Origin of the sequence: Maribacter sp. (assembly GCF_049667165.1) — a bacterium.
Lineage (GTDB): Bacteria > Bacteroidota > Bacteroidia > Flavobacteriales > Flavobacteriaceae > Maribacter_A.
The window spans coordinates 1-1,654 of the sequence record NZ_JBATHS010000119.1 but is presented as its reverse complement, the minus strand read 5'-3'; the positions used below and the strand labels follow the sequence as shown (position 1 = coordinate 1,654).

4 protein-coding genes are annotated in these 1,654 nt (G+C 37.2%); all 4 read left to right on the top strand.

Features of this window, described 5'->3' with window-relative positions; genetic code table 11:
• Positions 1-316, top strand: a 316-nt coding sequence (locus WBM98_RS06250; RefSeq protein WP_424365168.1) for an SRPBCC domain-containing protein, incomplete at its 5' end; no start/stop codon positions are given.
• Between the two features lie 84 nt (positions 317-400).
• Positions 401-712: a hypothetical protein gene (locus tag WBM98_RS06245; protein WP_424365167.1), complete on the top strand. Its 312-nt coding sequence runs from the start codon at positions 401-403 to the stop codon at positions 710-712.
• 41 nt (positions 713-753) lie between these two features.
• Positions 754-1,131 (top strand): nuclear transport factor 2 family protein, encoded by a 378-nt coding sequence (locus WBM98_RS06240; RefSeq protein WP_424365166.1) that lies wholly within the window; start codon positions 754-756, stop codon positions 1,129-1,131.
• A 76-nt stretch (positions 1,132-1,207) separates the two neighbouring features.
• Positions 1,208-1,654, top strand: a 447-nt coding sequence (locus tag WBM98_RS06235) for a dihydrofolate reductase family protein (RefSeq protein WP_424365165.1), incomplete at its 3' end; no start/stop codon positions are given.

Genomic DNA, 1,654 nt, shown 5'->3' with positions numbered 1-1,654 from the left:
GGCCAACGACGATTGGCATACCACAAAAGCCGAAAATGACCTTAGGGCAGGCGGCAAATTCTGTTCTAGAATGGAGGCGAAAGACGGCAGTATGGGCTTTGATTTTGGTGGCATCTATGATGAAGTGGTTCCCAAGGAACATATTTCATATACCCTGGATGATGGTAGAAAGGTAACCATCGATTTTTCGGAAACAGAAAATGGTATAGCGGTTTCGGAAACATTTGAACCAGAAGGTCAGAATCCAACGGAAATGCAGCGTCAAGGGTGGCAGGCCATTTTGGATAATTTCAAAGAATATGCTGAATCTATGTAGGAAGTATTTTAATCCCTAGTTCTCATTTGTCATTGAATGGTGGCAGCGAGGCATTTTATTAAACACAATCAATATTAAAGTCAAATGATATCAGTAATAGTAACCTATAAAATTAAAGCGGAATTCGTTGAACGAAATAAAGCCAACATCGCAAAGTTTATAAAGGATTTTGAAAAACTGGAGTCCTCCGAATTTCAATACAATGTCTTTACGAAACAGAATGGGTTGACATTTGTACACTACTCTATGTATAAAAATGAACCGATTCAAAAAGAACTTTTGACCGTTCCATCTTTCTTGGAATTTCAAAAGCAACGGGACGAAATTGGACTCGATGGAAAGCCCGAAATCGAATTTATGGATTTCATCGAATCTTCGGACAGCAAATGGAAATAAGTTTCAAGTATATTTATTGAAATAACGAAATTTTATGATCAATGGCAAAAATAACGTTAAAAACAGATTGTGGACATTCGCCGAAAAGGGAATTTCTCAAAGATTTCAATGTGGCTTTCGGTAAGGGAAACATTAAATTTTTAACCGATAGTGTTACCGATGATATTGTTTGGACGATGGTAGGAGATAAAACCATTACAGGAAAGGAATCATTTTTCATGGCAATACGTACAATGGCAGAGCAAAAGGTGGCAGAATGCGTTATCGAGAAAGTAATTACCCACGGAAAAGAAGGAGCGGTAAACGGAATTATGAAGATGGTAAACGGTAAGGAATATGCATTTTCCGATTTTTATGAATTTAAAAATTCAAAGGCAACGGATATAACAACGATAACCTCATACGTGATCCAGATTTAAAAAGTTGAAAAACCAAGAATTTGTATTTGACCAAAAAAAAGATAGCAATTGAAATTGAAGAAGAATAATAAGAATTATGAGCAAAATCATCTTTGACAGCGGGATATCACTCGATGGTTTTTTCGCAGGCGATAATAGAGGACCAAACAATCCAATGGGTGGTGTTTCAGGAAAACTACACCAGTGGATGTTTAAACAAAAAGCATTTTGGAAACACATCAAAATGGAAGGCGGTGAGGAATACGGAGCGGACAGTAAATTAATTGACAATGTGTTTGCACGAACAGGCTCTTATATTATGGGAAAACGAATGTTCGAAGAAGGTGAAGTCGTTTGGGCAGAAGATTTATATGAAGCGGATGTTTATGTGCTGACCCACGAAAAACGGGATCCCTGGGTTCAAAAAGGTTCAACAACTTTTTATTTCATCAATGACGGAATAGAAAGTGCACTGGAAAAAGCAAGAAAATCAGCCAAAGGAAAGGATATTAGAATACAAGGTGGAGCGAATACCATTCAACAA

Bases quoted from the DNA above. Each gene is read 5' to 3' on its own strand.
- WBM98_RS06245 (WP_424365167.1), top strand. From the start codon at position 401: ATGATATCAGTAATAGTAACCTATAAAATTAAAGCGGAATTCGTTGAA.
- WBM98_RS06240 (WP_424365166.1), top strand. From the start codon at position 754: ATGGCAAAAATAACGTTAAAAACAGATTGTGGACATTCGCCGAAAAGG.